The organism is Stenotrophomonas sp. STEN240 (assembly GCF_056756175.1).
On sequence record NZ_JBRRBO010000015.1, the window covers coordinates 44,396 to 71,395 of the forward strand.

At 61.1% G+C, this 27,000-nt stretch carries 25 protein-coding genes; 5 read left to right on the forward strand and 20 right to left on the reverse strand.

Going from position 1 to position 27,000, the window contains the following annotated elements; genetic code table 11:
* Positions 1 to 15 precede the first annotated feature (15 nt).
* Positions 16 to 546, reverse strand: coding sequence for a fimbrial protein (locus tag ACVOKO_RS09100; RefSeq protein ID WP_346498606.1), 531 nt, complete (start codon positions 544 to 546; stop codon positions 16 to 18).
* 508 nt (positions 547 to 1,054) lie between these two features.
* Positions 1,055 to 1,951 carry a LysR family transcriptional regulator gene (locus ACVOKO_RS09105; protein ID WP_346498607.1) on the reverse strand — a complete coding sequence of 299 codons (897 nt, stop codon included), beginning with the start codon at positions 1,949 to 1,951 and terminating at the stop codon, positions 1,055 to 1,057.
* Positions 1,952 to 2,021: 70 nt separating this feature from the next.
* On the opposite strand from ACVOKO_RS09105, the gene ACVOKO_RS09110 reads away from it, so the two are divergent.
* Together ACVOKO_RS09110 and ACVOKO_RS09115 are read left to right on the forward strand one after the other, a co-directional pair.
* Positions 2,022 to 2,441: a CidA/LrgA family protein gene (locus tag ACVOKO_RS09110; protein WP_346498608.1), complete on the forward strand. Its 420-nt coding sequence runs from the start codon at positions 2,022 to 2,024 to the stop codon at positions 2,439 to 2,441.
* Complete coding sequence (locus ACVOKO_RS09115) at positions 2,431 to 3,144, forward strand: LrgB family protein (RefSeq protein ID WP_346498609.1); 714 nt, start codon at positions 2,431 to 2,433, stop codon at positions 3,142 to 3,144. Before ACVOKO_RS09110 ends, ACVOKO_RS09115 begins: the two co-directional genes overlap by 11 nt.
* An 8-nt stretch (positions 3,145 to 3,152) precedes the next feature.
* On the opposite strand, the gene ACVOKO_RS09120 is transcribed toward ACVOKO_RS09115, so the two are convergent.
* From ACVOKO_RS09120 to amaB, 6 genes are all read right to left on the reverse strand, one after another.
* Complete coding sequence (locus tag ACVOKO_RS09120; protein WP_346498651.1) at positions 3,153 to 4,040, reverse strand: DMT family transporter; 888 nt, start codon at positions 4,038 to 4,040, stop codon at positions 3,153 to 3,155.
* Positions 4,041 to 4,072: 32 nt separating this feature from the next.
* Positions 4,073 to 5,116 (reverse strand): UDP-N-acetylmuramate dehydrogenase, encoded by a 1,044-nt coding sequence (gene murB, locus ACVOKO_RS09125; protein ID WP_346498610.1) that lies wholly within the window; start codon positions 5,114 to 5,116, stop codon positions 4,073 to 4,075.
* Positions 5,113 to 6,168 carry a quinone-dependent dihydroorotate dehydrogenase gene (locus ACVOKO_RS09130; protein WP_346498611.1) on the reverse strand — a complete coding sequence of 352 codons (1,056 nt, stop codon included), beginning with the start codon at positions 6,166 to 6,168 and terminating at the stop codon, positions 5,113 to 5,115. The genes murB and ACVOKO_RS09130 overlap by 4 nt, the downstream gene beginning before the upstream one ends.
* Positions 6,169 to 6,172: 4 nt before the next feature.
* Positions 6,173 to 6,943: a class I SAM-dependent methyltransferase gene (locus ACVOKO_RS09135; RefSeq protein WP_346498612.1), complete on the reverse strand. Its 771-nt coding sequence runs from the start codon at positions 6,941 to 6,943 to the stop codon at positions 6,173 to 6,175.
* Positions 6,944 to 6,950: 7 nt separating this feature from the next.
* Positions 6,951 to 7,247 (reverse strand): DUF4190 domain-containing protein, encoded by a 297-nt coding sequence (locus ACVOKO_RS09140; protein ID WP_346498613.1) that lies wholly within the window; start codon positions 7,245 to 7,247, stop codon positions 6,951 to 6,953.
* A 126-nt stretch (positions 7,248 to 7,373) separates the two neighbouring features.
* The gene (gene amaB / locus ACVOKO_RS09145; protein WP_346498614.1) at positions 7,374 to 8,906 is read right to left on the reverse strand and encodes an L-piperidine-6-carboxylate dehydrogenase; all 1,533 of its coding nucleotides are present in this window, start codon (positions 8,904 to 8,906) and stop codon (positions 7,374 to 7,376) included.
* Positions 8,907 to 9,162: 256 nt separating this feature from the next.
* Between amaB and kdsA the strand changes: the two genes are divergently transcribed.
* Positions 9,163 to 10,008: a 3-deoxy-8-phosphooctulonate synthase gene (kdsA, locus tag ACVOKO_RS09150; RefSeq protein ID WP_346498615.1), complete on the forward strand. Its 846-nt coding sequence runs from the start codon at positions 9,163 to 9,165 to the stop codon at positions 10,006 to 10,008.
* 245 nt (positions 10,009 to 10,253) lie between these two features.
* Here kdsA and galE read toward each other — a convergent pair whose 3' ends face one another.
* The 8 genes from galE to ACVOKO_RS09190 form a co-directional block, all read right to left on the reverse strand.
* Positions 10,254 to 11,255: a UDP-glucose 4-epimerase GalE gene (galE, locus tag ACVOKO_RS09155; protein WP_346498616.1), complete on the reverse strand. Its 1,002-nt coding sequence runs from the start codon at positions 11,253 to 11,255 to the stop codon at positions 10,254 to 10,256.
* A gap of 9 nt (positions 11,256 to 11,264) precedes the next feature.
* Complete coding sequence (locus ACVOKO_RS09160; RefSeq protein WP_346498617.1) at positions 11,265 to 12,431, reverse strand: glycosyltransferase family 4 protein; 1,167 nt, start codon at positions 12,429 to 12,431, stop codon at positions 11,265 to 11,267.
* Complete coding sequence (locus ACVOKO_RS09165) at positions 12,428 to 13,630, reverse strand: glycosyltransferase (RefSeq protein ID WP_346498618.1); 1,203 nt, start codon at positions 13,628 to 13,630, stop codon at positions 12,428 to 12,430. The genes ACVOKO_RS09160 and ACVOKO_RS09165 overlap by 4 nt, the downstream gene beginning before the upstream one ends.
* Entirely contained in the window at positions 13,627 to 14,946 is a 1,320-nt protein-coding gene (locus ACVOKO_RS09170; protein ID WP_346498619.1) for a hypothetical protein, read from the reverse strand. Before ACVOKO_RS09170 ends, ACVOKO_RS09165 begins: the two co-directional genes overlap by 4 nt.
* Entirely contained in the window at positions 14,943 to 16,025 is a 1,083-nt protein-coding gene (locus tag ACVOKO_RS09175; protein ID WP_346498620.1) for a hypothetical protein, read from the reverse strand. Before ACVOKO_RS09175 ends, ACVOKO_RS09170 begins: the two co-directional genes overlap by 4 nt.
* Positions 16,009 to 16,476 (reverse strand): serine O-acetyltransferase, encoded by a 468-nt coding sequence (locus ACVOKO_RS09180; protein ID WP_346498621.1) that lies wholly within the window; start codon positions 16,474 to 16,476, stop codon positions 16,009 to 16,011. Before ACVOKO_RS09180 ends, ACVOKO_RS09175 begins: the two co-directional genes overlap by 17 nt.
* Positions 16,477 to 16,554: 78 nt before the next feature.
* Positions 16,555 to 17,718, reverse strand: coding sequence for a nucleotide sugar dehydrogenase (locus ACVOKO_RS09185; RefSeq protein WP_346498652.1), 1,164 nt, complete (start codon positions 17,716 to 17,718; stop codon positions 16,555 to 16,557).
* A gap of 51 nt (positions 17,719 to 17,769) precedes the next feature.
* Positions 17,770 to 19,194 (reverse strand): undecaprenyl-phosphate glucose phosphotransferase, encoded by a 1,425-nt coding sequence (locus ACVOKO_RS09190; RefSeq protein ID WP_346498622.1) that lies wholly within the window; start codon positions 19,192 to 19,194, stop codon positions 17,770 to 17,772.
* A 301-nt stretch (positions 19,195 to 19,495) separates the two neighbouring features.
* On the opposite strand from ACVOKO_RS09190, the gene ACVOKO_RS09195 reads away from it, so the two are divergent.
* Positions 19,496 to 19,933 (forward strand): low molecular weight protein-tyrosine-phosphatase, encoded by a 438-nt coding sequence (locus ACVOKO_RS09195; RefSeq protein WP_346498623.1) that lies wholly within the window; start codon positions 19,496 to 19,498, stop codon positions 19,931 to 19,933.
* A gap of 37 nt (positions 19,934 to 19,970) precedes the next feature.
* A complete protein-coding gene (locus ACVOKO_RS09200) occupies positions 19,971 to 22,202 on the forward strand; it encodes a polysaccharide biosynthesis tyrosine autokinase (RefSeq protein ID WP_346498624.1) in 2,232 nt (743 codons plus the stop codon).
* Positions 22,203 to 22,279: 77 nt separating this feature from the next.
* Here ACVOKO_RS09200 and ACVOKO_RS09205 read toward each other — a convergent pair whose 3' ends face one another.
* The 4 genes from ACVOKO_RS09205 to ACVOKO_RS09220 are packed head-to-tail and all read right to left on the reverse strand — an operon-like array spanning position 22,280 to position 26,994.
* Complete coding sequence (locus tag ACVOKO_RS09205) at positions 22,280 to 24,421, reverse strand: YjbH domain-containing protein (protein WP_346498625.1); 2,142 nt, start codon at positions 24,419 to 24,421, stop codon at positions 22,280 to 22,282.
* A complete protein-coding gene (locus ACVOKO_RS09210; protein ID WP_346498626.1) occupies positions 24,418 to 25,188 on the reverse strand; it encodes a capsule biosynthesis GfcC family protein in 771 nt (256 codons plus the stop codon). The genes ACVOKO_RS09205 and ACVOKO_RS09210 overlap by 4 nt, the downstream gene beginning before the upstream one ends.
* Complete coding sequence (locus tag ACVOKO_RS09215; protein ID WP_346498627.1) at positions 25,188 to 25,928, reverse strand: YjbF family lipoprotein; 741 nt, start codon at positions 25,926 to 25,928, stop codon at positions 25,188 to 25,190. Before ACVOKO_RS09215 ends, ACVOKO_RS09210 begins: the two co-directional genes overlap by 1 nt.
* Entirely contained in the window at positions 25,891 to 26,994 is a 1,104-nt protein-coding gene (locus tag ACVOKO_RS09220; protein WP_346498628.1) for a polysaccharide biosynthesis/export family protein, read from the reverse strand. The genes ACVOKO_RS09215 and ACVOKO_RS09220 overlap by 38 nt, the downstream gene beginning before the upstream one ends.
* Between the last annotated feature and the right edge of the window lie 6 nt (positions 26,995 to 27,000).

Below are 27,000 nucleotides of genomic sequence, written 5' to 3' on the forward strand. Positions count from 1 at the left end.
CAGCACTGGGTCTGCTTAGCGGTACTCGATCGAGAACGTCGAGTTGGCGTCCGCTGCGCCCGCGGTTACCTCTTTGGAGAAGGACTTGTAGCGCGCCTTCAGGTTGACCGTGGCAGTGCCGGTGGTACCGACGGTGACCACGGCCGGGTCCTTGATGTCCTGGTTGATCGGGAACAGGTTTTCGTTGTGGTCGAGGATTTCGATGCCGATGCCGTTCGCTGCGCTGACTGCCAGCAGTTCCGGGTGGCCGGTAGGAACAATGCCGTCAAAGCGCAGGGTGTAAGTGCCGGCGGCGCAATTCTGCAGGCCGATGCTGAAGCTCTTCGGCGCCGAGACATCACCCACGTTCTTGAACAGCGTGGTGGGGAACTTGCCGATGGTGACGGTCTGGTCGATGCTGGCGGTGGTGACGTCACAGGTGGACTGCACGATTTCGCCCTTGAAGGTGATCGAGCCCGACGCAGCCTGTGCGGAAGAGCACAGCAGTGCCGTCAACGCCAGGGCGGCGGCGCCCATCTTCAGAGCCGTGGGGGTGTTGCGCGTCATATGTAGTTCCTTTCAAAGTATTGATGCGAAGGCACGGTGGATCCGTTGCTCCGCGGGGTAGTCAGACGGAAGTGCGCAGGCAATGCCGGCGCAATCCTGTACTGAACAAGGTGATGCGCAAGGAAGGCACCCGGGGGCGGATGATGCAGAGGCCGTCTTGCATACACCCGCCTACGGAATAAGCCCGTCGGGGCAGGTGCGATGCAGTGCAGTGGCGGCGAAACGATGTCCTTGCGGTCGTAATCAGGCTGTAACCAAGCAGGTGCATAGTCTAGAAACGACAGTCGGCTTTGTTCAGCGGGATTGTTCGCCCTGCCTCACTGTGGTTTCACCCTTCTGCTCACTCCCTTCTCATCCATTGGGATGTAGGGAAACTACCCATGGCGCGTGGCCACGGCATACGCGAAAAGCGGATGGCACTCACGCCTTGTGGTCGCCGAATTCGCAGACAGAGCTTGGTGCTGCCCTGCGGTCAGTATGGCCGACGCTTTTTTCGGGCTGTAGGAAACTAGTCCGCTGGCATGGCGTCGCCATGCTGCTCTGCCACCAGTGCCAACCAGGCCTGCGCTGCGGCGGAGAGATAGCCGCCACGGCGCCAGGCCAAGGCCATCTTCCAATCAAGTTCCGGCTCATCCAGCGGCACCAGCACCACATCCGGTCGCAGCCTTGCCTGCGCGATCATCCGCGGCAGCATTGCCACGCCCAAGCCGGCCGCGACCAAGGCCACGATGAAGTCCGGTTGGGCACTACGGCTCACCTCACGCGGAGTGAAGCCGCGCGCCATGCAGGCCTGGATGATGCGGCGGTTGAGCATGAAGCCTTTTTCGAACAACACGAAGGGAACCTCAGCCAGATCCTGCAGTTGCAGGCTGGAGCGTGCTGCCAGCGCATGGTTGCCTGGCAACAGCGCGACCAGCGGCTCGGTGCGCACCGGTTGCCAATCCAGATCGTCGGCTACCGGCAGCAGGCTGGCGGCAAGCTCGATCTCGCCGGCGCGCAGGCTTTCCTCCAGTACCTCGCTGCCGCGTTCGAGCACGCGCAGTTCGATCTGCGGGTAGCGTTGACGGAAGCTGGCGAATACGGGGGCGAACAGCACATCGCTGCCCAACGAGGCCAGGCCCAGGTGAAGTTCGCCGCGCTGCAGGCCGCGCAACTCCTGCAGTTCGCGCAGCATGTCTTCGCGCTCACCCAGCACGGCCAAGGCGCGCCGGTAAACAATCTGGCCGGCCGGGGTCAGCCGCACGCCATGCCGCGAGCGTTCCAACAGTACTTCGCCCAGCTCGTCCTCCAGTTGCCGGACCGCCTTGCTGAGTGTGGGCTGGGTGGCAAAGGCCGCCTCGGCGGCAGCGGAGAAGCCGTCGTGGCGGACCACTTCGACCAACATGCGGAGCTGTCGGATATCCATTCTTAATTGGAATCCATGGGATGAATTGAATTCATTTTAATTATGGATGGCGGCGGCGTACATAGGAGGCATGGAAACGTTTCTGCTCTCGTTGCGCCGCGGTCGCCTGGGTTTGAAGCGCCGCTTGCGCCGCAGCACCTGGCTGCAGATTGGCCTGCTGGTTGGCATCTGGCTGTTGGCTGAGGGGCTGATGCGAACGTTGGGGGTTCCGGTGCCTGGCGGCATTGTCGGGCTGGTGGTGCTGCTGCTGGCGTTTGCGCTGCGCTGGCTGTCGCCGCGCTCGTTTGCGCAGGGCGCGCAATGGCTGGTTGCCGAAATGCTGCTGTTTTTCGTGCCGGCGGCAATGATCCTGCTCGACAACCGGCAGATGTTCGGTTGGCTGGGGCTGAAGTTGTTGCTGGTGGTGGTCGGTGGCACCGTGCTGGTGATGGCGGCCACCGCATTGACCGTGGAATGGTTGTTCCGTCGGAGTCAACGTAGTGAACGTTGAAGCGCTCATCACCCATCCGGCGCAGCTGCTGTGGCCGCTGTTCTGGGCCGTGGTCACGGTGGGCGCCTATGTGCTGGCCAAGGGGCTGTACCGCCGCGTCCAGCAGGGCTGGGCCTCGCCCTTGATCACCGCACCCTTGGTGTTGCTGGCGCTGGCACTGCTGCTGCATGCGAACTATCACGACTACCTGCGCGGCACGCATTGGCTGATGGCCATGCTGGGGCCGGCCACGGTTGCCTTCGCTGTGCCGATCTACGAGCAGCGGGCGTTGATCGCGCGGCATTGGAAGGTGCTCGGCGCCGGCGTGCTGGTGGGCAGTGTTACGGCGATCAGCGCGGCCTGGTTGATGGCCAGCGCGCTGCACCTGTCGCCCGAGTTGCGCCTGAGTCTGGCGCCGCGTTCGGTGACAACACCGTTTGCGATGGACGTGTCCGGACGCATTGGCGGCATCCCCGAATTGACCGCTGTGTTCGTGATCATCACCGGCATCTGCGGCTCCTTGTGCGGCCAGCTTCTGCTGAAGCTGTTGCCAGTGCGCAGTGCGATGGCGCGCGGTGCACTGTTCGGCATGGGTGCGCACGGCATGGGCGTGGCCAAGGCACGCGAGTTGGGCGAAAGCGAAGGGGCAATCGCCGGCCTGGTGATGGTGATGGCGGGCTTGGTGAATGTTGCCGCAGCGCCGTTGTTGGTGGCGCTGCTGTAACTGCTGGCTTACTCGCCGGGCTTGGCGGCGGCGATCGGGGCGTGGGTGGCCGCACGGCGGGACAGCACGGCTTCGCGATGGGCGATATAGGCGTTGGAACCCAGGATGATCAGCGCGCCAATCACCGTCCAGCGATCCAGTGTCTCGCCGAACAGCAGCCAGCCCATGACCACCACCAACGGCAACTGGGTGAAGCTGATCGGCGTGAGCGCGGACACTTCGCCCAGCTTCAGCGCCCGCGTCCAGAACAGCTGGCCGATGGTGCCCAGGACGCCCGTGGCAGCCAGCCACAACCAGGCGATTCCGGTCGGCCAGACCCAGACGAACAGCGCCGGTATCAGGGACAGTGGTACCCAGAACACATAGGTATAGAACACCACGGTATCGGGCCCGTCGATGCGGGTCAGCTGTTTGATCTGGATTGCGACCAGTGCACTGAGCACCGCCGCCAGCACCGCAACCAGACTGCCGAGTTCGAAGCCATGCGCGCCCGGGCGCACGATCACCAGCACGCCGATGAAACCGACGATCACGGCTGCCCAGCGACGGAAGCGGACCTTCTCGCCCAGCCACAGCACCGCGGCGATGGTGACGAACAGTGGCGTGGAATACGACAGCGAAATGGCCTGCGACAGCGGCAGGTGACCGATGGCCCAGAACGCGCACAGCATCGAGGCCAGGCCGATTGCGCTGCGCAGGAAATAGCGCGGCAGTTGCTGGGTTCGCAACGGCGCGTGGCCGGGGCGGATCAGCATGGGCAACAGCGCCAGCAGGCCGAAGCTGTTGCGGAAGAACGCAACCTCTTGTGTAGGCACGTAGCGGGTGGCCAGGCGGATTGCCACGGCCATCAGACCGAAGGCCATGGCGCTGCCGAACATCAGCAGGGCGGCGCGCATGGCGATGGAGCGGGGTGCGGCCAAGGCAGTGTTCACCAGCGGGCGCCGACCAACCTGGGTTCGGGTTCGATCGGTACGCCGAACTTCTCCAGCACGGCGGCTGACACGCGCCGCGCAAACGCCAGCAGTTCGCCACCGCTGGCGTTGCCATGGTTGACCAGCACCAGCGCGTGATTGGGGGACACGCCGGCATCACCGTCGCGCTGGCCCTTGAAGCCGGCCTTTTCAATCATCCATGCCGCCGAAACCTTGCGGTTGCTGTCGCCATTGCCGGGGAAAACCGGCAGCTCGGGATAGTGCTGCAGCAGCACGTCGACCTGTTCGAGCGGCAGGATTGGATTCTTGAAGAAGCTGCCGGCATTGCCCAGCACATCCGGGTCGGGCAGTTTGCGCCGCCGGATGGCGATGACCGCGTTGGCGACATCGGCCGAGACCGGGAATTCAATCCCCATGGCCTGCAGTTCCTCGCGGATGCCGGCGTAGTCCAGCTGCAGCTCGTGCAGCAGCGGCAGGCGGAACTCCACGGCTGTGATCAGGTAACGATCGGCCTCGTGCTTGAACACGCTGTCGCGGTAGGCGAACTGGCAGGCGTCCTGATCCAGGCGTACCCAGCACTGCTCCTGACGGTCCCAGGCTTCGACGGTCTGGATGAACTCGCCAACCTGGACGCCATAGGCACCGATGTTCTGGATCGGCGCGGCGCCGACCGTGCCGGGGATCAGGGCGAGGTTTTCCAGCCCGGACAGGCCTTCGTTCAACGACCACATCACCAGTTCGTGCCAGATCACCGCCGCGCCCGCGCGGACAATGGTGTGATCGGCGCGGTGTTCAAGTGCAGTGATTTCGCGGTTTTCGAATACCAGCACCACGTCTTCGGGGTCGGCGGCCAGCAACACGTTGCTGCCGCTGCCCAGCACCAGCAGGCCGGCGTCGGCTACCGCCGCCAGCGCTTCAGGCAGCGCAGCGGGGTCGGCGACACGCAGCATGCGCGGTGCGTGCGCGTCGACATGGAAGGTGTTGAGGTGGCGCAGCGATGCGTTTTCGGTCAGCGACCAGGCAGGGGTGGCAATCGTCATAGCGGTGCGACGGCGCCTCCGGACGGGGACTCGCGGCGGCGACGGATGGCATCGACGCAGTCGCCGATCAAGCCCGGGCCCTTGAAGATCAGCCCGCTATAGCACTGCACCAGGGCGGCGCCCGCCGCCATCTTTGCAACCGCATCGGCACCGGAGCTGATGCCGCCCACGCCGATCAGCGGCACCGACTCGGGCAGGCGCGCACGCAGGCGGCGCAGCACCAGGGTGGACTGGCCGAGCAAGGGCGCACCGGACAAGCCGCCGATTTCCTTGGCCAGCGGATCGGCCTCCACCGTGGGCCGGCCGATGGTGGTATTGGTGGCGATGACGCCGTCCACACCCAGTTCGCCGAGCACGCGCGCTGCGGCATCGATATCGCGGTCGCTCAGGTCCGGCGCCACCTTGACCAGCATCGGCACGCGGCGGCCATGCTTGGCGGCCAGCTGCTCCTGCGCTTCGCGCAGGCCGGCAACCAGGCGCCGCAATGCCTGCTCTTCCTGCAGCTCACGCAGGCCAGCGGTATTGGGCGAAGAGATGTTGACGGTGATGTAGTCCGCCAGGGGGTAGACCTTTTGCATGCAGATCAGGTAATCGGACAGCGCGTCTTCATTGGGCGTGTCCTTGTTCTTGCCGATATTGATGCCTAGCGGGCCGGGGCGATGCTTGACCGCCTCCACGTTCTTCACCAGCGCATCGACGCCGAGGTTGTTGAACCCCATGCGGTTGATGATGGCGTTGTGGCGCGGCAGGCGGAACAGGCGCGGTTTGGGGCTGCCTGCCTGCGGGCGCGGTGTGATGGTGCCGATTTCGACATAGCCAAAGCCCAGCGCAAACAGGGCTTCAATGTGCTCGCCGTTCTTGTCCAGGCCTGCGGCCAAGCCAACCGGGTTGGGGAAATCCAGGCCAAACACGGTGGTGTGGAGCGGCTTGATGCGGCCGGCAATCAGCGGCGTGGTGCCGGTGCGCCAGGCCAGATCCAGCGCGGACAGGCCCAGGCCGTGCGCGCGCTCGGCATCAAGGGTGAACAGGAAGGGACGGGCAATGGAATACATAAGCTCAGTTCAGCGTGCCGACAAAGGCGCGGGTTTGGTACTCGAAGGCGACCTTGCCATCGGCCGCGTGCGCGTCGAACAGACGCTGCAGGGCCTCCAGCATAGGCGCATGGCGGGGATGACCGGCTTGCGGGGCGTAGGAGGAAGACAGCAGACGACCACGCAATCCGTCGTAGTCCAGATGCTGCACATTGGGCAGATGCACCAGACCGCGCAGGCCGTCGCCGAACCATTCGCGCATGGTCTGATCGTCCTGGTAGCGCTCGGCAACTTCGGTGTAATCGGTGCCGTAATCCAGCAGCAGCTGCTCATAGCCGGCCAGGAAGGGTGAGGCGTCGAGCAGGCGCGAGTTCCAGTACACCAGCGCCAATCCGCCCGGACGCAGAATGCGCGCCCATTCGCGGCGCACGGCAGCGGTGTCGAACCAATGGAAAGCCTGCGCGGCGGAGACCAGGTCGGTGCTTTGGTCGGCCAGCGTGGTGGCCTCGGCGGTGCCGGCAACCAACTGCAGTTGCGGATAATCCGATTGCAGCCTTTGCTGCGCCGCTGTGCGCATCGCGGCATTGGGTTCCACCGCGGTCACCGGATGACCGGCGGCGAGAAACAGCTCGGTGGAAATGCCGGTGCCGGCGCCGATATCGGCGACCAGCGCAGAGCGGGGCAGGCCGATCTCCTCATGCAGCCAGCGCAGCAGTGTGGACGGATAGCCCGGGCGGTAGCGGACATAGTCCGCTACCCGGCTGCTGAAACGTTCGGTTGAATCGGATTGCCCCATGCCGGCCTCAGGAGTTCAGTGCCGCGATGCCAGCCAAGCCACCGAAGAACACGATGATGGCAATGAAGAAGATGATGCCGATCAACCACAGCGCGGTAGCGAGCCAGCCTAGGACCAGCCCGGCCACGGCCAGGCCGTCACCTTCCATCTGGCCGTTGCTGCGGCGGATTTCGCCGCGTGCCATATGGCCGAAGATGATCGCGCAGATGCTGCCGATGGCCGGCAACAGGGTCCAGCCGAGGATGCCGGCGACCAGGCTGATCACGGCGTAGCTGCTGGTCTGGCGAGGTGCAGGAATGCTCATCGGAAGCTCCGTTTCTGCTGTAGAAAGCCCCTCTCCCGCAAGCGGGAGAGGGGTTGGGGTGAGGGCAGCTTTTCAGCTGAGAACTCTCCCGGTTCAACGCCCTAGCCAAGGCCAGGGCAGACAACATCAAAGATCGAACTTGATGCCCTGGGCCAGCGGCAGCGAGTCGGAGTAATTGATGGTGTTGGTCTGGCGACGCATATAGACCTTCCACGCGTCCGAACCGGACTCGCGGCCACCGCCGGTGTCCTTTTCGCCACCGAAAGCGCCACCAATCTCGGCACCGGACGTACCGATGTTGATGTTGGCGATGCCGCAGTCGCTGCCGGCTGCCGACAGGAACTTCTCGGCGGTCTTCAGGTTCTGGGTGAAGATCGACGAGGACAGGCCCTGCGGCACGCCGTTCTGCATGTCGATGGCTTCGTCCAGATTGCTGTACTTCATCACGTACAGGATCGGCGCGAAGGTCTCGTGCTGGACGATTTCATCGCTGTTCTTCAGCCCGGTGACAATGGCCGGCAGCACGAAGTTGCCGGCGCGGTCGATGGCGGTGCCGCCAGTCTCGACGGTACCGCCGGCAGCCTTGGCCTTGGCGATGGAAGCCAGGAACTGCTGCACGGCTTCCGGGCTGTTCAACGGGCCCATCAGGTTGGCCGCATCGGTCGGATCACCGATCTTGCCTTCCACCTGCTTGTAGGCCTTGATCAGCGTGGCCAGCACGTTGTCGTAGATGGATTCGTGCACGATCAGGCGGCGGGTGGTGGTGCAGCGCTGGCCGGCAGTGCCGACGGCGCCGAACACGATGCCCGGCACGGCCAGCTTCTGGTCGGCGGTCTCGTCCATGATGATGGCGTTGTTGCCACCCAGTTCCAGCAGGCAGCGGCCCAGACGCTGGGCGACCTTCTGGTTGACGGCGCGGCCGACCTGGGTGGAGCCGGTGAAGGAGATCAGCGGCACGCGGCGGTCGTCGACCATCTTCTCGGACAGGGCGGTGCCGGCGTCGTTGATCAGGAAGAACAGGTTCGGGAAGCCGGCACCTTCGAGCGCGTCATTGCAGATCTTCATCGTCGCAATGGCGGTCAGCGGGGTCTTGTTGGACGGCTTCCAGATGCAGATATCGCCGCAGATGGCAGCCAGGAACGCATTCCAGCTCCACACCGCAACCGGGAAGTTGAAGGCCGAGATGATGCCGACCAGGCCCAGCGGGTGGTACTGCTCGTACATGCGGTGGCCGGGGCGCTCCGAATGCATGGTGTAGCCGTACAGCATGCGGCTCTGGCCCAGCGCGAAGTCGGCGATGTCGATCATCTCCTGTACTTCGCCGTCGCCTTCCGGCTTGGACTTGCCCATTTCCAGCGCGACCAGCGAGCCCAGCGCGTCCTTGTGCTTGCGCAGTGCTTCACCGCACAGGCGTACGGCTTCGCCACGGCGCGGGGCCGGGGTGGTGCGCCATACCTTGTAGGCTTCCTGCGCACGGGCGATGACGGTTTCGTAATCAGCCTCAGTGGTGGCCTGGACCTCGGCGATTACTTCGCCGGTGGTCGGGTTCTGCGGCTTGAGGACGCCCGCGCCGGTGGCGGCGGACCATTCCCCGTTGCCCATGTAGGTGCCAGCGTTGGTGGCATCCAGAGCCAAGGCCTTGAGCAGCTCGGAAGACATTCAAACTCCTGTTTCTTAACGTGATTTTGGCGCCGTCGGAGACTGCGGGTGGGGCGACGGAGTGAGTGCCACATAGTATCAGAGTGAACCGATTGGCCCCGGGCGCGCTGGTCTGGGGTTTGCCGCAGGCCGCCACGGGCTGCGACGGGGGCCGGCAGGGCTGATTTCGGGACGCCGGGAGCTGTCACTGACGGCCGTTTTCAGCCATATTCGCCACCCTTGGTTGGGGCTTCCCCGGTTTGAACAGGAAAGACAGATGAACGTGAAGATTTCGGATGGGGTAGTGGTTGGCAACAACCTGCCTTTCGTGCTGTTTGGCGGCCTGAATGTGCTGGAGGACCTGGATTCCACGCTGTATGCCGCAGAGCGCTATGTGGAGGTCACCCGCAAGCTGGGTATTCCGTACGTGTTCAAGGCCTCGTTCGACAAGGCCAACCGCTCCTCGATCACCTCCTTCCGCGGCGTCGGCCTGGAAGAAGGCCTACGCATCTTCGAGCAGGTGAAGCAGCGTTTCGGCGTGCCGGTGATCACCGACGTGCATGAAGTTGCCCAGGCCGCACCGGTGGCCGAGGTGGTGGACGTACTGCAGATTCCAGCCTTCCTGGCCCGCCAGACCGATCTGGTGACCGCCATCGCCCGTACCGGCCGTGCGGTCAACATCAAGAAGCCGCAGTTCCTCAGCCCGACCCAGATCAAGCACATCGTCAGCAAGATCCGCGAAGCCGGCAATGAGCAGATCATCCTGTGTGAGCGTGGCGCCCAGTTCGGCTACGACAACCTGGTGGTGGACATGCTCGGCTTCCGCGAGATGATCGAGGCGACCGGCGGCTTGCCGGCCATCTTCGACGTCACCCACAGCCTGCAGCGCCGCGACGCCGGCAGCGAAGCCTCTGGCGGACGTCGCCGCCAAGTGGTGGAACTTGCCCGTGCCGGCATGGCGGTCGGCATCGCCGGCTTGTTCCTGGAAGCCCACCCGGACCCGGACAACGCGCGCTGTGATGGCCCAAGTGCGCTGCCGTTGGATGTGCTGGAGCCGTTCCTGGCGCAGATCAAGGCGCTGGATGAGTTGGTGAAGGGCTTCCCGGTGTTGGATATCGCCTGATCGGCGGCAGTGCCGACCGCCGGTTCTGTCAGAGCGGGTGGTCGGCAGTTTGACCTGTTGCGAGTTTGCGTTCGCGCGATAGGCCGATAGCCACGAGTTTGGTAAATAAGGTTCGTGAAGGTGCAAGCACGGCGCCACTGACAGTTTTCGGCAGCGCTTGCGGGGTGCAGTTGCCCCCTGAGGCAAGAGGGAACAACGGAAATTTCCGGGCGCGCAGTCGTAGATTCCCTGCCAGCAACAACGAGTTATTGCTGCGTCGGGAACCAACTCGGTGGCGCACGGTGCCAGCGCCACGCGCTTTCGATGATGGGAGCCAGTTCAGTCCATTGTGGCTGCCAGCCAAGCAGTTCGCGCGCTTTCTGGCTTGAGGCAACCAGACTCGGCGGGTCGCCTGCACGCCGCGGTGCAATCTCGTAAGGAATGGCCTTGCCAACCACCGACGCTGCGGCACTGATCACCTCGCGTACGGAAAAACCTTGGCCATTACCCAGGTTGAACGCGTGCGCGCCCTCATGTTTGTCCATGAAATCCAATGCCAGCGCATGCGCCTGGGCGAGGTCCTGCACATGCACGTAGTCGCGGATGCAGGTGCCGTCGTGGGTAGCGTAGTCATCACCAAAGATCTTTAGCGCCGGGCCATCGGTCAGTGCAGCGCGTAATACGTTGGGAATGAGGTGAGTTTCGCACGCGTGCGCCTCGCCGATGCCGTGTTCGGGCAGGGCACCCGCCGCATTGAAGTAGCGCAGCGCCACCGAGCGCAGCCCATAGGCATGTGCAGCATCGGCGAAGACGCGTTCTGCCATCAATTTGCTGGCGCCATAGGGGTTGATGGGGAACGTGGGGTGCTCCTCATCAATGACCTCGCGGATAGGGTTGCCGAAAACTGCCGCCGTTGAAGAAAAGACCAGGCGTTGGACGCGATGGCGGCGCATGGCTTCTAGCAGATTAAGTGTACCGGTCACGTTGGCGGCGTAGTAGCGGTAGGGTTTGGTGATGGATTCACCTACCAACGAGCGCGCACAAAAGTGCATGACAGCGTCGAAACGCTGCTGCAGGAAGGCCCGCTCCAGTGATGCCGGGTCGAGCAGGTCGGCTTGGATAAGCTCGCCCCAACGGACTGCATCCTGATGGCCGGTTGAAAGGTTGTCCAGTACGGTGACGACGTGGCCATGTGCGGCTAACCATTGCGCCATATGGCTGCCGATGTAGCCAGCACCGCCACAGATGAGTATTTTTTTTACGTCCATGTGGGTAGCTCAACGTTCGTCGAGAATGTGGCCTTCCTGGTTGTTGCAGGTGGTGCGCTGGAACTGCAGCCAACGTCGTTCCACCAAGCTGCCAAACGCGAGCCGGAATCGCGCCGCGGAAAATGACTCCGCGTGCACGCGACATGCGTCTGCTGTGATCGGTACGGGCAAGGATTCGAAGCGTTCAACCGCCGCGATGATCGAATCGGCACTTTGCTCGCCAAACAGAATTCCGGTCCGCGCGCTGTCAGGCGCTGCGCGGACCGTCTCCAGAGAGCCGCCCTTGCCGTAGGCGATCACTGGCGTTCCACAGGCTTGGGCCTCAACGGGGATGATCCCGAAATCCTCCTCTGCAGCGAATATGAAGGCCTTGGCACGTTGCATATGGCTCTGCAAGGACTCGGAGGATTGGTAGCCCAGAATGGTGACATTGGATGTCGCCATCGATTGCAGTCGGGTGAGCTCCGGCCCGTCACCAATTACCACCAGCCTGCGCTTCGGCATCTTCGAAAAAGCCTCCACGATCAGGTCCATGCGTTTGTATGGGACCAGACGTGACGCGGCCAGGTAGTAGTCCTCCTTATTACGCTGCAGCGTGAAAGCATCCACATCAACTGGCGGATGGATTACCTCCGCGTCGCGACGGTAGACTTTCTGGATGCGACGGCTGATGAAACGGGAGTTGGCGACAAAAAAATCAACGCCAGCAGATGTCCGATAGTCCCAGATCCTTATCTTGTGCAGCAGCCATCTTGCCAGCCAGGACTTCAGTCCATGCTGCAGGTTTGATTCGCGCAGATACTGATGCTGCAGATCCCAGGCATAGCGGATCGGAGAGTGGACGTAGCTTATATGCAACTGATCAGGGCCAGTAAGTACACCTTTTGCGACAGCATGCGAGCTGGAAATTACGATGTCATAGGCGGAAAGATCGAGCTGCTCGATTGCTAAGGGCATCAGTGGCAACAAACTTCTATAGTGCTTTCTGGCGCCGGGCAATTTTTGTATGAATGAGGTCCTTGTGCGCGGGGCACCCAGTAGTGCTCTATCGGCATCGGACAAGAAATCAACTACAGAAAATATGTCTGCGGTCGGGTAAATTTTAATCAACTCAGACAGCACCCGCTCCGAACCGGCATAGGTGACGAGCCATTCGTGGACTATGCAGATTTTCATGGGATGGCCGTCACTGATTCGAACAGCGCCAGAAGACTGGATGCGGCACTCGCTGGGGTATATTCGGCGGCTGAGCTGGCGGCGCCGTGCTCCTGCTGATCTATCAGTTCAGGTTGCTCCTGCAGCAGGCGGATGATCGTTACCAGCGAGCCGTTCCCTGGCGTGTAGACGTAGCCATTTGTGCCCGATCGGATGATTTCCTTCTGGCCACCATGGCTGGATACGACAACGCATTTTCCATACGCCAAGGCTTCATAGGTGATCCTGGAGAGTGGCTCGTTCCAGAGCGATGGGATGACAACTACGTCAACCCGTCGAAAGAACTCAGCGCGATCAACCCGGCCGACGAAAGTTACGTCGTCGCCAGCAAACCTTTCCCGGAGGGAGATTGCATGTTCGCCGGAGACGGTTCCTGCAATCAGGATGCGTATGCCACCTGCGGCGAGCAAAGGTGACACTTCCTGTAGGAAGAGCTCGAATCCCTTTGAGGGTTGAATCTGGCCCATCACCCCGATGCTTAGCCATGGATTGGTGTGACGGGGTGATGGATGTGATTTTCCTTGATCTTCGGGCTGGCCAGCACCTGCATAGATGACCCGCGAGGTGGCGTCAGTGAAAGTTCTCGATGCCTTGAAAGTGTCAAGCAGTGCGGTGCTGTTGGCCGCTATTCCGCTGGCACAGCCGGCAATCGACCTGCGTAGGGAACAGCCAAGCCTGCACTTGACACAAGTGCCAGTGCAGTTTTTCCCCCGTTGAAAGCGCGATTGACGCAGGCAAATCCAAGCGTAGTCGCGTAGTCCGGCCACCACAGGAATGCCCAAGACCTTGGCAAGCAAAACGGACGCTCGGCCGATGCCGGGGAGGTTGTTGACGTAGACGACATCATATTTTTCACGGTACAGCAGGCGGAAGGTATGTAACGCCGCTCCGACCTGGAGGAAGCCGCCGAATTGCCAGCCAATTCGCATGAGAGAGCTGCGCCGTGCATGCAATGGCGATCCGCTTGAGAACAGCGTCCTTAGATAGTGGGTGCTCACGCCGTTGACTCGGGTGGGGTTGCCGCTGAGTTCATGCGCAACGGTCAGTACATCGACCTTCTGACCCAATTTGATCAGTGCCTCACATTGGAGACGGAGCGATTCTTCGGCTCCTCCTACTTCGTAGGGATAATAGAAATTGTTGACTACAAGAATCTTCATCTTGGAAAGCGGAATCTAAGGGTCAGGGAAATCACGATGATCAGGGTAGTCAGCACGAAAACCCTGGCCGTGGTGGAGGGAGAAAGAATGTCCGGTGACAGCAGCAGCAGGAATGGTGCGCCTGCGGCCCACGCGACGCTGTGGCCGGATCTTGTCATTACGTAGGCAAAGAAGAGGCCTGAAATAACGCCAAAAATTGGGATTAGTATCGCGCCCCCGGTGAAGTAGGCCAGCCCGTGAGGGCCGATGGGCAGTCCCCAATTAACGCGGTCCGTATTGGCCAGTAACACCCCAATTGTGGCTGCTTCATCAGTAACCGGTTTTTCTTTCCAGACAGCCCTAGGTACCGGTGCGAGCACAGCAGAAGCAACTATCTCGTTACCGGAGAACGGCACGACATCGCGACGGAGCAGTGAGAGCAGGCTTGGAAAGTTGTCGGCCGCGCCGGTGTCCATCACTAACCTCGATAGCACACCCGCAGAAGCGTGATACTGCGCCGAAAGCTGCGCGGACCGATAGCTTCCCAGCGCACTTACGAACGCCAATGCCAAGGCGGCCATCAGCAGGACTCTGCCGACCGGGATGCGCTTTGAACCCGATATCCACAACATGCATATCGGAATAATTGTCGAGAACAAGGCATAACTGCGGCCTCCGAGAAGTGCAAGTTCGCAGAAAATTATTGTTGCCAGAAACCAGCTGAGTTTCTTTCTCCCACACAGGAACAACAGCGCGGCGCCAATAGCGCCGGCGCCGACGACGACCCGCAGAAATCCGATCCCAAAGTAAACCTCGTGACGGTTGCTCATGCTGGCGAGCATCTTCGCTGCTCCGCCGACCTCTATGGTTATCACGATGAAACCTATCTGGGACAGAGCGACCAGACCGGTAGATACGATTCCGATCCACGTTCTATTTTCATTCGCGACTTGGCTGATCTGCATTCTTAGGTAACGACCTGAGAATGCAGACGCCGTCGCTATGAAGGACGCGGTCCACAGCAACAGCATCAGCAACGCCTGGCCGCGAAGCTGCGCGGCGTCGGAGCCAATTTCCGGCGCATATCGCAAAGGACGCCCGTCGAAGATAGCCAGTGCGATATCCGCAGCGTAGAGCGCCTTCAGCGAAAGAATGATAGCCAGCCAATCGCGAGGGATATCTGATCGGACACAGGCCAATAAGATCGCGAAAAGGAGCGTCGCGCAGAGTGCCGCTGATACTGGTAGCACCAATGGGAACGATGCGGCAAGCGTGCCGACGCCAATGATGGTCGAGCACAAGGCAAGGTTGTATCGGTATCGAAAGTTGCACATCATCGTGCCATCAGCCTGGCAAGCTGCACGCCAATGCTTGTGGAGAATGCGAACAGGAGGTAGGCGAGGTCGGCTGATACTCCGAAGCTCAGTAGTCCGGAAAGAATAAGGAATGCTACGGTTCCAACGCTGTATACATACGCTGATTTTTGATTGATGTGCAGCCGGTAGGCCCACCATTGGCTGCACGCCAGTACAATGGACGCGCAGAGTATCTTTGGCAGGGCACCTTCCAGGCCAAGCCCGGCCGCTCCAGCTACCGCCATCACTCCAAAGCTGGGTCTGTCCAGCTTCCTTGACCACGGCTCAAGTTGCCCTGGATGCTTGATCCTCGGTAAAACCAAGGTAGTCAAAATTGCGCCAGCTGCAGACTGTATCGCGGCCGCCGCAAGCAGTGAATTGTGAATGAGCCCAAACGCTGCGCTAGGCGCAGCGAAGGAACGCACAAGATTCTGATCATTGCGGTAGATCGAAGAGGATGCGATGCCCAACAGCAGTGAGCGCGTCTCTGCTTTGCTCAGCGAGCGAGAAGTGGAACTGCTCCGTCTTATCGCGTTTGCGGCTGAGCGCAGTGTATGAAAGAGGTGGATGCAGCCACCGCAGATGATGATGGTATCGATACCCGGTTTATGGAAAAGGCGAGCAACTGCAACGGATACGGCAAAAATGAATACATTCCTGAGGCACATATTCTGGAAGTAACTGCTACTGTTATCGCGTGTGAGCAGATGCGCGTTCTCAAGGGAGAATCCTGCGCCCACCATCAAGCCCACGATAAAAATAACGGGAACCCCGAGGGTCGAAGAGTTGGCGGGCACGAGCGCGAGCAAGCACGCGATAGTGCCAGCTCCGGTCAGCAGAACACCGGAGACTACTGGGATCTCGTACGTCACTCCTTTTGCCAATGTCGCCTGGAATGCGGCGCTCTGGCCCACTTGGATCGCGGTCAGGAAAAAGCTCATGCCAAGGTAGAAGTCAGTACCAGCGTGCGGAATCAGCCAAGCACCCACGTGAGTGGACTGAAGGAACAAGGGCAATGCGACAGCAGCGCCGTACCAGAGGAGCTTAGCTATTGCTTTCATCGGGCCTGAGAATCGTACCGGGGGGAACTCTAGTGTTCGCAGGAATATGTACGTCGCCAATGACAGTGACGTTTGGGTAAAGGGTGGTTCGGTCGCCGATCGTTGGGTAGTTGTTTTTCAGTCTGCCAAGCGTAGTGCCGTGATACAGCGTGATGTTTGCGCCCATTCGAGTACCTTCGCCAATGACAATGCAGAGTGGATGTGGCAGATAGAGTCCGGGGCCGATTACGGCACCTTTGCCAACATCTATTCCAAAGAAAGAAAGCAGTGCATTGCGGGCGAATGAGTGCAGAAACACGTTTTCGAGCAGCGTAATCCTGATCAGGAATACTGCCCTTATCGAGGGGTTTGCCGCCACGCGAAGAAAAGTTCCGAAGCCCCTGCGCTCGGAGTAGATCCGTTCGACATCGGTTCTCACAATTGAAATTAGTTCTTTGGTGCTGGAAATCAAAGTGAATGCTCGATGTGGGTTGGCGACTGTGGTCCCATCCACTGTCAGGACGTCAGCGAGGGTGCTCCTATAGGCGACTTAGTCCGTTCCGAAAAGGTCACGGGTAAACACTTTGTGAGAGACGGCGGCAAGATCGTTAGTCATCCGGTTGGTGATTATCATGTCTGCCTCATTCGTAAAGGCATCGATGTCGTTCACCACGCGTGAATTGAAGAACGATTCGCAGGCAAGGCCTGGCTCGTAGATAACGACCTCTATGCCTTTTGCCTTCAGGCGTTTCATGACCCCTTGAATGCTTGACGCCCGAAAATTGTCTGAGCCAGCCTTCATGATCAAACGATGGATTCCGACGGTGCTCGGCTTATTGGCGGCGATGCTGTCGGCGATGAAGTCCTTACGCGTTGTATTGGAGTCCACGATCGCGCGGATCAGGTTCTGTGGAACATCGCGATAGTTGGCGAGTAGCTGCTTGGTGTCCTTCGGGAGGCAGTAACCGCCATAGCCAAACGATGGGTTGCTGTAATGCATGCCGATGCGTGGGTCGAGCCCGACACCATCGATGATCTGACGCGTATCCAGGTTGTGACTCGCAGCATAGGTGTCCAGTTCATTGAAGAACGCCACCCGCATTGCCAGATAGGTATTGGCAAACAGCTTGATAGCCTCGGCTTCTGTCGAGTTGGTATGAATCACTGGTGCAGTATCGGAAGCGGCGCCCTGCTGGAGTAGCGCGGCAAAAAGGTACGCTTGCTCGGATGTGTCGCCTATGATAATTCGGCTGGGATGAAGATTGTCGTGCAGCGCTTTCCCTTCGCGTAGGAACTCCGGCGAGAAAAACAGGGCTCCAGGTGTCGATTGGCGAAGTCGTTCAGTGTAGCCAACCGGGACCGTGGACTTGATCACGATCGTTGCCTTTGGATTTATTTCCTTAACGTCGGCGACTACCGCTTCCACCGTGCTCGTATCGAAATAATTGCTGTCCGGATCGTAGTCGGTTGGAGTTGCGATGATTACAAAGGACGCATCGGAATAGGCCTTTGATTTGTCCAGAGTGGCTCGTAAGTTGAGATTGCCCAGCTCAAGGCGGTGCTGGATGTCGGCATCCTCAATTGGAGAGCAGCCGCGGTTGATTGCGTCGACTCGCGCAGGGTCGATATCCAGCGCGGTTACGTGATGATGTTGTGCGAGTAGGACGGCGTTGGAAAGGCCAACGTAGCCTGTTCCTGCAACGGCAATTTTCAGTGGCGTGCGTATGTATTCGTGAATGGTTGTAGCTGGCTTCATGGGTGCGACTCAGTACGCGTTCTTATGTAAAAAGCCCTTGAAAAGGGTCGCAACAATGATTCGAAGGTCAAACCCCAACGACCAGTTCTCGATATAGAAAAGGTCGCACTCGATGCGCTTGTGCAGGTCGGTGGAGCCGCGCCAGCCGTTGACCTGGGCCCAGCCGGTGATGCCCGCTTTCACCATGTGCTTCTTCATGTACGCGGGAATTTCGTGCTTGAACTGGTGCACGAATACCGGCCGCTCCGGTCGCGGGCCCACAATCGACATGTCGCCGCGCAATACATTCAGGAACTGCGGCAGCTCGTCCAGGCTGGTCTTGCGCAGGAAGGCGCCAACCTTGGTCGCGCGATTCTCGCCGGCCTTGGCCCAGACTGCTCCGGTACCGGTTTCAGCATCCACCGGCATCGAGCGGAACTTGAGCATCTGGAAAGTGCTGTTGTTCCAGCTCATGCGCTCCTGGCGGTAGAACACCGGGCCGGGGGAGCTCAGCTTCACGGCGATTGCGATTGCCAGCATCAGCGGCGAAATCATCAGCAGGATCACGGCCGCCAGGAGGCGGTCTTCCAGCGCCTTGAACAGGCGTGCGCGCCCCTGCAGCGGCGTCTGCTGCAGGTTGATGACGGGCAGGCCCGCCAGCTGCTCTATCGAATGATTGAGCAGGTGAATGCCGAACATGTCGGGAACGAACTTGATGTCGGCCGTTGCATGCTGCAGTTGATTCAAGGCCAGCGCTATCTGCGCCTCGTCGCGCATCGGCAGCGCGATCCAGACCTGATCGATGGCATTGCTTTCAACGTAGCTTCCCAGGTCGTCCAGCGTGCCCAGTAGCTCGGTTGGGCCGTCGATGACGCAACGGTCGGCGCGAGTCGAAAACCAGCCGCGGATGGTGATGCCTGCCCAGCTGTTTTCACGCAGTGTGTCGATGATTTTCTGCGCATCAGGGGTGGCGCCGACCAGTACGGCGGTGCGCAGGTCGTTGCCGCGCGCGCGCGCCCACGCCGCAGCGGAACGTACCAGCAGACGTGACAGCAACACGGCGCACGCGCTCAGCCAGAACCACTTCTGTACCCAAAGCATTGCCTGGCTGTCAGCGACCTGGATCGCGATGACGTATGCGAACAAGGCGCCAAAAATCAGCAGCCATTTCAGCAGCAGTTGTGCCAGTTCTGCGAGCAGGCTGCGGCCGCGCCAGCTGGAGTAGAGCGACGAGGTGCCAAGTACGAGCAGGCTCAGCAACATCGTGATGGCGATCAGACGCCAGTAGTTGACCGACAGCAGCAGATCGCCAAATTGCAGCCGGTAAGCCGCCAGTGCGGTGCAGATCAGGAGCAGTGGGTCGCTGATTCTGAGAATGATCCCAAATGTTGTTGTCAGGCGCCCGGAAGGGGCTCTCCATTGCTCAAGATGGGATTGGGAGGAGGCGGTCCACATGGAAATCTTCTTTCTTCCTTGAATTCAACAACGGGCAGAAGTTGCAAGAAATCCAATCAAGGCCTTGATAACGCGAGGAATTTCAATCTTCGCGGGAATGCATGGTTTCACTTGCTCTCTTATTGTATCAGTTTGTTTCAGAGGGTACACTTGCGCGCTTCCCGATCCCGGCGTGCCTGTGTCCACTGCGCTTGTTTCAACACCGGCGCGTTTCAGCGGGCCGGAGGCGGGGAGGCCATGCAGTTGCCGTTTCGGCATTGCGCAACGCGGCGCGTCCGCATAGATGCTCCGAGGTTTGCAGGTGTTCAAAAAACCGTTGCTTGTCTGTGTCGGCAACATCTGTCGCAGCCCTACCGCCGAGATTCTTGTGCGTCACGCGTTGCAGGGACGGGAAGGCGTGCAGGTGGCGTCGGCCGGTCTGCATGCGTTGGCCGGCCACGCCATTGACCCGATGGCGGCGGTGCTGTTGCGCGAGCGTGGCCACGATCCGCAGGCGCATCGGGCCCGGCAGGCAACGGCGTCGATGTTGAGTGCCGCTGACCTGATCCTGGTGATGGAGCGGGCGCACGTGGTGAAGATTGCGCGCGAGTGGCCGCAGGTAAGCGGAAAAACCTTTCTGCTCGGGCATTGGGACAGCAGTGAAGTGCCTGATCCGTATCGGCAGGGGCGCATCGCCTTCGAGCACGCCTATGGCCTGATCGAACAAGGTGTTGCGCGCTGGGGCAAGTACATCGCTTAGGCGCGTGTTGGCGCAGTCATCTATCAGAACGGAAGTCATGGAAAAGGAAAAGCAATTGCGAACTACCCCGCAGGACGACGAGATCGATCTGCGCGATCTGGTGGGTGTCGTGTACGACCGCAGGTGGTGGGTTATCGCAACCACTACCGCATTTGCGGTGCTGAGCGCTGCCTACGTGCTGCTGGCAGAGCCGGTGTATCAGGCCCAGGCAATGATCCAGGTCGAGTCAAAAGTGCCTGCGATTCCAGGTTTGTCGGATCTGACCTCGTTGACTGGCGGTGGTAGTGCGGCTGCGACAACCGAAGTGGCGCTGTTGACCTCACGCATGGTTGTTGGAGCTGCGGTTGATCGCCTGCAGCTGGATATCAAGGCCGAGCCGCGCCGGTTTCCTCTGTTGGGTGGGTATTTCGCTCGACGGCACGAGCGCATGGATGCACAGCGGGTGGCTGGCCCGGCGTTGGGCTTGTCCCGGTATGGTTGGGGCGGCGAGGTGCTGAGCGTGCACCGTCTGGATGTGCCCGAAGGGCTCCTCAATGAGTCGCTTACGCTGGTTGCCGGTCCGGCCGCCGGGGGCTTCTCGCTGCTGGGGCCAGGCGGTGACGAGGTGCTGCACGGTGCTGTGGGCGTGCCTGCGGAAGCAGGCGGCTTCAAGCTTGAAGTAGCCGAGCTGCGTGCCAACCCGGGCACGCACTTCTTGTTGCAGAAGCGCCGCCGTTTGGATGTTCTGGTTGAACTCCAGAAGGAGATAAAAGTCGCCGAGCAGGGCAAGGATTCCGGCATCCTGAAGCTGGCTTACGAAGGTGGGGATGCGTTGGGTGCAGAAGCGCTGTTGCAGAACGTGGCCGAGATCTATGTTCGCCAGAACGTGGAGCGAAGCTCGGCTGAAGCGGCATCCCAGCTGCAGTTTGTAAAGGATCAGCTGCCGACGGTGCGCAAGCAGGTCGAGACCGCCCAGACTGCGATGGCCAGCTATCAGGCACGCTCGAATGCGGTGGATATCACCTTGCAGACCAAGGGGCTGTTGGAGCAGCAGGTAGCAGTGGAAACCAGTATCCAGCAGCTGCAGTTGAAGCAGGCCGAGATGGATAGGACGTTTACCCGCGAGCATCCGGCCTACCGGGCGCTGCTCAAGCAGATTGGCGGCCTGCAGGCGCGCAAGGACGGCTTCCGCAATGACGTCAGCAACCTTCCTGATACGCAGCAGGAGTTGCTGCGCTTCACCCGCGACCTGACCGTCAGCAATGAGTTGTACACCGCACTGTTGAACCAGGCGCAGCAATTGGATGTGGCGCGCGCCGGATCCGTCGGTAACGTTCGAATTGTGGATGCGGCGGTTGCTGATATGAGCAACCCGGTAGCACCGAAGAAAGCGGTGATCGTCCTTGCAATGACCCTGCTTGGCGGGATGTTGTCCATTGCGGGCGTGTTTGTTCTGCGCATGCTGAACCCCGGGATTGAGGATCCTGCCGATATCGAGGAGTTGGGCTTGCCTGTTTATGCGGCTATTCCGCTCAGCAGTGCAGCCAGCCTGGCGCAGGCGCGCAAGGCGGGTCGCGGCAAGCGCAAGGGTGTTGGTGCGGCCGCAGCGGCTCCGCTGCTAGCCAGTGCAGCGCCTGCGGACCTTGCAGTAGAAGCGCTGCGCAGCCTGCGCACCAGCCTGCATTTCGCGATGATGGAGGCCAAGAACAACATTCTGGTGGTATCGGGCCCGCGGCCCGGGATCGGCAAGACTTTCATTGCGGCCAATCTGGCGGCAGTGATCGCGCAGGCCGGCCAGAAGGTTCTTGTGATTGATGCAGATATGCGCAGGGGCACCTTGCATAAGGTGCTGGGCGTCGCGCACAAGACAGGACTGTCGGACGTGCTGTCGGGCAAGGTCGATCTGAATGCTGCAGTCCATGCGGCGCCGGGATTGAATGGCATGCACTACATCGGACGTGGCGAGGTTCCGCCTAGCCCGTCCGAGTTGCTGATGCATCCGCGCTTCGCCCAGGTATTGGAAGAACTTGCGCGCAATTACGACCTGGTCATCATCGATACGCCGCCCGTGCTGGCAGTAACAGATGCGGTGATTGTTGCCAAGCATGCCGGCTCAACGCTGATGGTCACGCGCTTTGGCGTCAATCATCCCAAGGAGATCCGGTTGGCGATGAAGCGTTTCGAGCAGAATGGGGTGCAGGTAAAGGGCGCAATCTTCAACGCGGTGGAAAGGCGCAAGACTGGCTATCACAGCTACGGGTACTACGAGTACGCCTCTGACACGCCTTGATGCCGTTGGCGCGCCACCGCGCTGTTGCGGGTGGCGCGCGGAAGGGCGCTGGATGGCTTCAGGCAGCCGGCGCCCTGTCAGTCACGCATGGCCTCGGGATGCGCGAACACTGCGTCGATGCCGTGCTCGTTGGTCATCGGATACAGCATGTAGCGGCGGCTCAATCTAGCGCCGCCATCACGGCTGAGCGGGCTCCAGGCAAGGTTGGCGCGTGTTCTGCTTGAGCGTGGCAGCATCAGGTCGAACGGCACCGAGACCAGAATCCCCTTGTCGAAACTGCCCTCGCCGAAGTCGCTTGCCGAGACGTTGGTCTTGGTTGCGTATGCGCCCATACTGGCGCCGTTGTCGAACACCCGGTTCAAGGTGAGCGTCGCGCCCCAATCCTTTGCCAGGTAGCGGCCGGCGTTGAGTGTTGCGACGATTTTTCGCGAATCTCCCCAGGTGTAATAGAGGCTGGCGTGGCCGGTGGCCACGCTGTAGTCGCGGAAGTGCAGGCGTTGATCGAAATCGCGCTGCTTGACCAGGTTGATGTCGGCACCAAACGCCCATCGGCCAAGGAATGGCCGGTACAGCACTTCGCCACCTACGCCGCCGTACATCGATTCCAGCATGCCTGCGTACGCCATTGCATAGAGATCCGGGCCCAACCGGCCAGTGGCGGTGAGCTGCAGGTTGGGCAGCGTTGCCTCGGCGGTTGTCAGGTACTGTCGGATGTCGGTGCGCACGCGTGGCAGCTTGCTGGGTGCGTCGTAGCGGAAGCGGTCGTAATTGTTGTAAAGATTGTAGTTGAGCGTGCCGCTCATCCACAGCGAGTGCGTGAACCGCAGCTCGGCGCTGTAGCTGCCGGCAAGCTGGAACAGGATGAAGTTGTCTGGCCCGCCCAGCGTTTGCTGATAGTCGAGATTGAATTCGCCTTCAAAGTGGCGCAGTGGCGCTTCATACATGATGTGTCGGGACGCAGGCGAGGGTGGCTCAAGGCCAACGCGCAGTGCAGCTGCCGCCACGCGATGATCGGAAAACGCCCGGAAAGCGGCCCGCTCAACGCTGGTTTCGATGAGTGCAATGCCCAGCCGGTTGTTCTGAATCGTGAGCCACCGGATATCTCCGGCGGCCGCCTGGTCAAGAATGCGGCTGGCGCGGCCAAAGCCTGTCGCCGGGTCCAGAAATCGCCGCTGCTCGCCGCTTACGACAAGGTCGGGGCCGCGCCGCGCTATGCGCGTCACACGCAGGCCGGCATTTTCCTCGAGCTGGCTTGAGATTGCTGCCCAGTCAGTTGAGGGGAGGTTGGCTTTCGCAGCCAGTTCGCCAGCAGGCCCGGAGCTGGCGGCGTTGTCGATGGCTGGCGGCGGGTCCAGCGGCTTGGCACTGGAGCGGGCGGTAGCCAGGTTGCCATGCAGGGTGAGGCCGAATACCGGCTTGTCACCGCGTTCCCACCCCAGCTGGAACTGGACATTGTCGTTAAACGCGTATGCCGCGCCGATGTTGAAGGGGTGACGTTGCCGTTGCTGGTTGCGCTGCGGCTCGTTGCGATAGTCGTTGCCTTCGTATTCGAGCTTGATCTGCAACGGCTCCCACGGTGTCTGGTACGCAACGCCAGCAAATACGCCGACCGGGCCCCGGAACATGCCGGCGGTGTTGAGCTCTCCGGTATGCGTGGTGTTGTGGGGGCGGTTCTCGAAACGGTCATCGATGTGCCGGAGCGGATTGCTGAAATCGCCCCGATTGCCGATGTAGCCTGTGGCCAGGCCGAGGCTGGCGTCGAACGGGCCAAACCGCTTGTTGGCCACCAGGTATTCGCTGGAGAACAAGCCGGTACCACCAATGTCGCGCGCGCCCAGTGCCAGCTCAGGCCTCCAGCGGCTTTCCTGCAGCAGGCGCAGCTTCAGGTCGATCGATTTGTCCTTGTAGTTCTGGCTGCCGCTGAGCGAGGCCGGGCCATAACGGCGATTGGCGATGGAAATATAGCGGAACGAACCTTCCAGCCACGGCAACGGCTGCAGGGTGACGGTGTAGCGGCTGTAGGGCGAGGTGTGGCTCGCGGTAATGCCCAGTTCGCCTTCGTCGGCCATGCGCGCGGTTGGGGTCTGCAGCAAGCCAATGCCGCCCCAATCGCTGGAGCTGGGAGTTGGTGCCTGTTGTGCCTGAAGGTCAGCACTTATGCCCAGGCACAGCAGGGTCAGGCTCAGGTGCATCAACGCACGCGTGTTTCGATGGGTCACGGTGCAGTTCCGGGCGCGGGCAAGAGTTGGGTGGCGAGAAAGCGGGCGGCATCCTCGTTGAATCGGGGTGCTGCCTTGCGTACCACGGCGGCGGCCAGCGGTACGAAGAGGATGGCGCCGGGTGCCAGGCTGGAAGGCGCGGCGCGGTTCCATGCGGCGATGCCCAGCGTTTCGACATGGCCATCGGCGTGGATGACGTGCACATGGTCAGCGCTGGCGCCGCTGGTCATTGGACATTGGTGTAGATAGCTGGCCGGTGACTGCAAGGCGACGTGCGCTGGGTGGCAGTCATTGGCCACCGCGCCGGTGATGGTGATCGTGGCAGGGCGCGTTGGATAGAAGACCTGATCGCCGGCTTGCACGGGCAGGTCGCGTTCGCGGCTGGCTTCCAGCGCCCGCGGCTCCAGCAGATAGCGGACGCGACCGGTGACCGGCAGCCGTGCGAATGATCGGGTCATCTGGACGAGGGTGGCCGAGAGCTCGGGTGGGTTCGGGTTGTGCCTTGAAAGTTGCTCCAGATCAAACAGGAGCCCAGCCTTCCAGCGGGTTTGTTCGATGCGAGCCTGCTCGCGAAGTAGCGCAGCGCCCAGCATGTAGGCGCCTTCAGTCGGGCCGGCGGTCAATGCCAGCTGGCTCAAGCGGCTATCGGGCGGCAGCACATGGTTGCCCGCGTTGCGAACATTGCCGCTTGCAGCCACCGGCACTGCGGTGGTGCCCGCGATGGCGGGGCTAGAAATCAGCAGGAAGAGCAGGGCGAAGGCGCGCATCATCGGTTGCGCAGATCGGCGGAAAACGGCTTGAGTTGCACAATTTCAAGCGAGGCGTCTGCGCTGATCGCCTGTACGCTTTTCCAGATGAAGCCGTTGTCTGGATCCACCCAGTAGTGGTTGCGCGTCGACCAGCCCGCGCCATGCAGCGCTTCCTCAATATGCAGCAGTTCGCGCGGTTTCCCAAGGATGCTGAGGGTCTCCCGCCCGAGCGGCTGCAAGGTGCCGGTCACGCGCATGCCGTAGTGGTAGCCGGGCATCACGTCATATCGGCGATGCACGGTGGTTCCGGCTTCTATCCTGCGCAGGTCATGGAATGGGTTGCTGCCTTCAAATGACATGCCACGCAGTTCGGACCTGCCGCCGTGGGTTGCTACCACCAAGCCATCCTGCAGGAAGACGATGCTGCGGTCAGTGCTGTACCACGCCTGGCGTTTCCCATCGAGGTTGCCCAGCACCAGGATCGCGCCGCCATCCGCACCGCTTACCTTGATCTGTGCAAAGCGGCTGGCAGCAACAGCATCCGGATCCGGCGTGATGTCGGGCTTGCCGCTGATCGCGAGGCCTAGGCTCTTGAGGCTGGCCTGGGCAAGCGAGCCGCAGCCTGCGATCAGTGCCGCGCTCAGCAGTACGCCCACAGCCCGCAGGTTGCGCAGGGGCAGTGCTGCGGTAACGGCGTCCTTGCTTGTCATGATGTGCTGCTTAGTTGCTGTCCAGGTCGCTGTGCGCGCTGGCGGCATTGCTGAGAATGGCGGTGAAGGGCAGCAACTGGTTCACGAAGCGGCTCCAGCGGGTAACGCCGGCAGCGCCGACAAACACCACATCGCCGGGATGCAGTTCAAACTGGCTGGCCACCGCAAAGGCTGCAGGCGACTTGGCCTGCAGATGGAAGACCTGCGAGGGGATGTTCTGCAGATCGCTTGAGCCACGGATGACATAGATGGCGTTGCCGTTGGCGGTGCTTTGTATCAGCCCGCGTGCACGCCCCAGCGCCTGGCTCAGGGAAATCTGCCCGGTGCGGAAGTTCATGGCGCCAGGCTGGTTCACTTCGCCCACGACAAAAACTTCCTTGCGGTCCAGGTAAGGCACGTGGATGAGGTCGTTGGCTTTCAGGAAAACAGGGCTGCCGCCATTGCGCCCGATGAGATCCAGGTCGATGGTGTAGGTGACGCCATCGCGGCCGAGGCTCACGCCGGAAAGATCTGCCTGTAGTGGGTCAAGGCCGGACTGGGCGATGGCATCGCTCAGCGTCAATGGTGCGACCGTGAGCGGAATGCTCGCCGGCTGCCGCGATGCACCGGTTACCCAGACGCGCTGGCTGGCGTAGCTGAGCATGGAAACATCAACCTGCGGCGTTTCGATGTAACGCGCCAGTTTGGTGCTGAGTTCCTCACGCAGCTCACTCGGCGTCTTGCCGGCAGCATTCAGCTTGCCGATGTAGGGGTAGAACAAGCTGCCATCCGATTGCACAAGGCGACCTGCGGCATTGAGTTGCTGCTGCGGGCCTGCCGGCACGGTGAGCTCAGGGTGGTCCCATACGGTGATATACAGCATGTCGCCCGCACCCACCCGATAAGGACCGGGCCGATAGCTGCTCAGTGCCAGCGGCATGGATTTCGCATCACGCGAAGCCCGCTCCATGGCGATAAGCTTGGGCGTGATCGGCAGAAGCTCGATAGTGCTGTCGCCAACGGAATGACCGGGTTGCGCGATTGCATCGCTGCGCAGGTGTTGGCCCGGCGCCAATACGCAGCCGGGGAGTAACAACGCGAGCGCCAGTGTGGCGACAAGACGCTTGCAGTTCATTTCTTC

Bases quoted from the DNA above. Each gene is read 5' to 3' on its own strand.
- ACVOKO_RS09100 (WP_346498606.1), bottom strand. From the start codon at position 546: ATGACGCGCAACACCCCCACGGCTCTGAAGATGGGCGCCGCCGCCCTG.
- ACVOKO_RS09105 (WP_346498607.1), bottom strand. From the start codon at position 1,951: ATGGATATCCGACAGCTCCGCATGTTGGTCGAAGTGGTCCGCCACGAC.
- ACVOKO_RS09110 (WP_346498608.1), top strand. From the start codon at position 2,022: ATGGAAACGTTTCTGCTCTCGTTGCGCCGCGGTCGCCTGGGTTTGAAG.
- ACVOKO_RS09120 (WP_346498651.1), bottom strand. From the start codon at position 4,040: ATGCGCGCCGCCCTGCTGATGTTCGGCAGCGCCATGGCCTTCGGTCTG.
- murB (WP_346498610.1), bottom strand. From the start codon at position 5,116: ATGACGATTGCCACCCCTGCCTGGTCGCTGACCGAAAACGCATCGCTG.
- ACVOKO_RS09130 (WP_346498611.1), bottom strand. From the start codon at position 6,168: ATGTATTCCATTGCCCGTCCCTTCCTGTTCACCCTTGATGCCGAGCGC.
- ACVOKO_RS09135 (WP_346498612.1), bottom strand. From the start codon at position 6,943: ATGGGGCAATCCGATTCAACCGAACGTTTCAGCAGCCGGGTAGCGGAC.
- ACVOKO_RS09140 (WP_346498613.1), bottom strand. From the start codon at position 7,247: ATGAGCATTCCTGCACCTCGCCAGACCAGCAGCTACGCCGTGATCAGC.
- amaB (WP_346498614.1), bottom strand. From the start codon at position 8,906: ATGTCTTCCGAGCTGCTCAAGGCCTTGGCTCTGGATGCCACCAACGCT.
- kdsA (WP_346498615.1), top strand. From the start codon at position 9,163: ATGAACGTGAAGATTTCGGATGGGGTAGTGGTTGGCAACAACCTGCCT.
- galE (WP_346498616.1), bottom strand. From the start codon at position 11,255: ATGGACGTAAAAAAAATACTCATCTGTGGCGGTGCTGGCTACATCGGC.
- ACVOKO_RS09160 (WP_346498617.1), bottom strand. From the start codon at position 12,431: ATGAAAATCTGCATAGTCCACGAATGGCTCGTCACCTATGCCGGTTCG.
- ACVOKO_RS09165 (WP_346498618.1), bottom strand. From the start codon at position 13,630: ATGAAGATTCTTGTAGTCAACAATTTCTATTATCCCTACGAAGTAGGA.
- ACVOKO_RS09170 (WP_346498619.1), bottom strand. From the start codon at position 14,946: ATGATGTGCAACTTTCGATACCGATACAACCTTGCCTTGTGCTCGACC.
- ACVOKO_RS09175 (WP_346498620.1), bottom strand. From the start codon at position 16,025: ATGAAAGCAATAGCTAAGCTCCTCTGGTACGGCGCTGCTGTCGCATTG.
- ACVOKO_RS09190 (WP_346498622.1), bottom strand. From the start codon at position 19,194: ATGTGGACCGCCTCCTCCCAATCCCATCTTGAGCAATGGAGAGCCCCT.
- ACVOKO_RS09200 (WP_346498624.1), top strand. From the start codon at position 19,971: ATGGAAAAGGAAAAGCAATTGCGAACTACCCCGCAGGACGACGAGATC.
- ACVOKO_RS09210 (WP_346498626.1), bottom strand. From the start codon at position 25,188: ATGCGCGCCTTCGCCCTGCTCTTCCTGCTGATTTCTAGCCCCGCCATC.
- ACVOKO_RS09215 (WP_346498627.1), bottom strand. From the start codon at position 25,928: ATGCCGCCAGCGCGCACAGCGACCTGGACAGCAACTAAGCAGCACATC.
- ACVOKO_RS09220 (WP_346498628.1), bottom strand. From the start codon at position 26,994: ATGAACTGCAAGCGTCTTGTCGCCACACTGGCGCTCGCGTTGTTACTC.